The 3,431-nt window shown below is 72.5% G+C and carries 3 protein-coding genes; all 3 read right to left on the bottom strand.

The genetic code is table 11. The features are described 5' to 3' along the window. A partial coding sequence (locus C6N75_RS28545) for an ABC transporter permease (RefSeq protein ID WP_146132706.1) occupies positions 1-574 on the bottom strand: 574 nt, incomplete at its 3' end. Then, the gene (locus tag C6N75_RS28550) at positions 571-1,629 is read right to left on the bottom strand and encodes an ABC transporter permease (protein ID WP_407703287.1); all 1,059 of its coding nucleotides are present in this window, start codon (positions 1,627-1,629) and stop codon (positions 571-573) included. The genes C6N75_RS28545 and C6N75_RS28550, both read right to left, overlap by 4 nt. 6 nt (positions 1,630-1,635) lie before the next feature. After that, positions 1,636-3,431, bottom strand: a 1,796-nt coding sequence (locus C6N75_RS28555; RefSeq protein ID WP_105871745.1) for an ABC transporter substrate-binding protein, incomplete at its 5' end; no start/stop codon positions are given.

The following is a 3,431-nucleotide window of genomic DNA, read 5'->3' on the forward strand; positions in this document are numbered from 1 at the left end:
GGGCCTCCACCGCGATGTGCGCCCCCCGCACCCGCCGGGCGGTCGTCGACCGGCGCGTGATGCCGATCGCCAGCCCCCCCTCCCACATGCTCCGGGACAGCACCGTGGCCAGCACGATCGCCAGCACCAGCGCCGGCATCCCCAGGAACCAGTCGGTCCCCCGCATCCCCACGGTGGCAAACCAGCCGCCGAAGTGCCCGGCCGCGATGCCCACCACCGCCCCGATCGCCACCGACAGGCCCGCCGCCAGCAACCCCACCGCCAGCGAGACCCGCGCCCCCCACACCAGCAGCCCCAGCAGCGAGCGCCCGAACTGGTCGGTGCCCAGCCAGAACGCGGCGCTCGGCGGCTCCAGCGCCCCGCCCTCCGCCCGCGTCACGCTCTGCACGTCCCCGCCCACCAGCAACGGGGCCGCCAGCGCGGCCAGCCCGATCAGCGCCAGCGCCGCCAGCCCGTACAGCCCCGAGCGGTGCGCCCGGTAGCCGCGCCAGAACCGCGCCGCCGACTCCCGCCGACGTACCCACGCCAGCGAGGTCCCACCGACCGCCCGCTCCGTCCCCGCCGTCTCGCTCATCGCCCCACCCTCGGATCGAGCACCGGATACAGCAGGTCGGCCAGCAGGTTCATCACGATCATCGCCCCGGCGAAGACCACGAACAGCCCCTGCACCAGCGGCAGATCGGGCACCGAGAGCGCCTGGTAGAACAGCCCGCCGAGCCCGGGCCAGGAGAACACCGTCTCCACCAGGATCGAACCGGCCACCACATGGCCCAGATTGATGAAGACCATGGTCACGGTCGGCAGCAGCGCGTTCGGCACGGCGTGCCGGCGGCGTACGTCGTCGTCCCGCAGCCCCTTGGCCCGCGCGGTGGTCAGATAGTCGCCGCCCATCTCGTCCAGCAGCGAGGAGCGCATCACCAGCAGCGTCTGCGCGTACCCGACCGCGACGAGCGTCAGCACCGGCAGCACCAGGTGGTGCCCCACGTCCAGCACGTAGCCGAGGCCGCTCTCGCCGCCCGACTCCATCCCGCCGGTCGGGAACAGCCCCGGGATCGGGCCCATCCCCACCGAGAAGACGATGATCAGCAGCAGTCCCAGCCAGAACGACGGCACCGACCACAGGGTCAGCGCCACCCCGGTGTGCAGCTTGTCGGCCGGCCCGCCGTGCCGCCAGGCCGCCCGGGTGCCCAGCCACAGCCCGAGCGCCGAGTACAGCACCACGGCCGTCCCGGTCAGCAGCAGGGTGGCCGGCAGCCGCTCGGCGATCAGCTCCCCGACCGGCGCCCGGAACTGGTACGAGGCGCCCAGGTCCCCGGTGAGCGCCCGGCCGCAGTAGTCGGTGAACTGCTGCCACAGCGGCAGGTCGAGCCCGAACTGCCGGCGCAGCGTCGCGAGCTGCTCGGCGGAGGTCGGCATGCCGTGCGTCATCGCCTTGACCGGGTCGCCGGGCACGATCCGGAACAGGAAGAAGCTGGTGACGAGCACGGCGAGCAGCGAGGCCGCCGCCCCGCCGAGCTTGCCCGCCAGATAACGCGGATAGCCGCCGGCCAGCGGCCCCCGGCGGCCCGAGGCGACGGCGGCCGGCGCTCCGGGCTCCTTGAGCGTGCCGGCCGCGGGTGCGGTGGTCACCGGCGCCTACTCGCGCTCGTCGGCGCCCGCGCGCCGGCGCATCGCCAGCACCCCGCCGACCGCCACCGCGGCGCCCACCGCCGCGCCGATCCCGATCAGGACGCCGGTCCGGGAGCCGGAAGCGGAAGCACCGGCGCCGGCCGCGCCGTCACCGGCCGCCGGGACGGCCGACCACCAGCTCCAGTAGCCGTCCTGCCCCCAGATGTTCCCGGCCGCCGCCGGCATCGTGGTCACGGACGCGATCTGGTCGGTGCGGTACGCCTCGACCGCGTTGGGGTACGCCATGACGTTCATGTACCCGGTGTCGTACAGCCGGGACTGCATGTCCCGCACCAGATCCGCCCGCTTGGCGGGGTCGTACTCCACCGCCTGGCGTGCGTACAGCCCGTCGTAGCGCTTGTCGCAGATGAAGTTGTCGGTCGCCCCGGTGTCCTTCGGGGTGGCGGGCAGCGCCGCGCAGGTGTGGATGGACAGCACGAAGTCGGGGTCCGGGTTGACCGACCAGCCGTCGAACGCCAGGTCGTAGTCGCCCTTCAGCCACGGGTCGGACACGTTGTCCAGGCACTGGACCTCCAGGCCGACGCCCAGCTCGCCCCACCACTCCTGGAGGTACTTGCCGACCGCCTTGTCGTTGGGGTCGGTGGCGTGGCACAGGATCCGCAGGTCCAGCGGCCGGCCGTCCTTGCCCGTCCGCTTGCCGGCCGCGTTCTTCCGGTAGCCCGCCTTGTCCAGGAGCCGGGCCGCCTCCGCCGGGTCGTGGCCGATCCGCTGCGCCCCCTCCGGCTTCCAGAAGTACGTCGAGAAGCGCGGCGGGATGTAGCCCTCGCCCTCGGCGGCGTGGCCCTGGAAGACCTTCTCCACGATGGCCCGCCGGTCCACGGCCAGGAACAGCGCCCGCCGCACGGCCGGGTCCAGCAGCGCCGGATGCCCGTTGCCGAACTTCTTCCCGTCCCTGGCCCGGGCCCCCGGATTGGTCGCCAGCGCGTAGAAGCGCCGGCCGGGGGCGTCGTTCACCTTGACGTTCTCCGCCGAGCCCAGGGAGGCGGCCTGAGCGGGGGTGAGGTTGGGGACGAAGGAGACCTCGCCCTTGCGCAGCGCGGCCACCGCCGCGTCGCCGTCCTTGTAGTAGCGCAGCACCAGCTCGTCGAACTTGGGCGCCCCGCGCCAGAACGACTGGTTGGGCGTCAGCCGCACGTACTGGTCGACCTTGTACTCGGAGACGACGAACGGCCCGTTGCCGACGACGGGGAAGCTCTTGTCGTTGTTGTACTTCGAGAAGTCGCCGACCTTCTCCCAGACGTGCTTGGGCAGGATGGGCACGTCCAGCGCGACCATGTTGGCCTGCGGCTTCCTCAGCGTCACCACCAGGGTGCGCGCGTCGGGCGCCGCGACCTTCGCGAAGTTCGCGGTGAAGCTGCCGTTGGCGGTGGCCGCGTTCTCGTCGGTCATCATCGTGTGGAACGTCCACCGGGCGTCCTCGGCGGTCACCGGCTTCCCGTCGGACCACGTGGTGCCCTCGCGGATGGTGAACGTCCAGGTCAGCTTGTCAGCCGACGCCTTCCAGGCGGTGGCGAGCCCGGGGATCGGCCGGGCGTCCTTGGCGTCGTAGTTGGTCAGGTTCTCGTAGGCCAGCTTGTGGATGGTGGTGGAGACCAGCCGCTGGGCGAGGAACGGGCTCAGTGAGTCGACGCTCTGCGAGACGGCGACGGTGAGCACCTTCTTCCCGCTGCCCTTCCCGTCCTCGGGCGCGGGCGATTCCGCCCGCGCCCGAGGACGGGAAGGGCAGCGGGAAGAAGGTGCTC

It is taken from the genome of Streptomyces solincola (assembly GCF_002982015.1).
GTDB classification, from domain to species: Bacteria; Actinomycetota; Actinomycetes; order Streptomycetales; family Streptomycetaceae; genus Streptomyces; species Streptomyces solincola.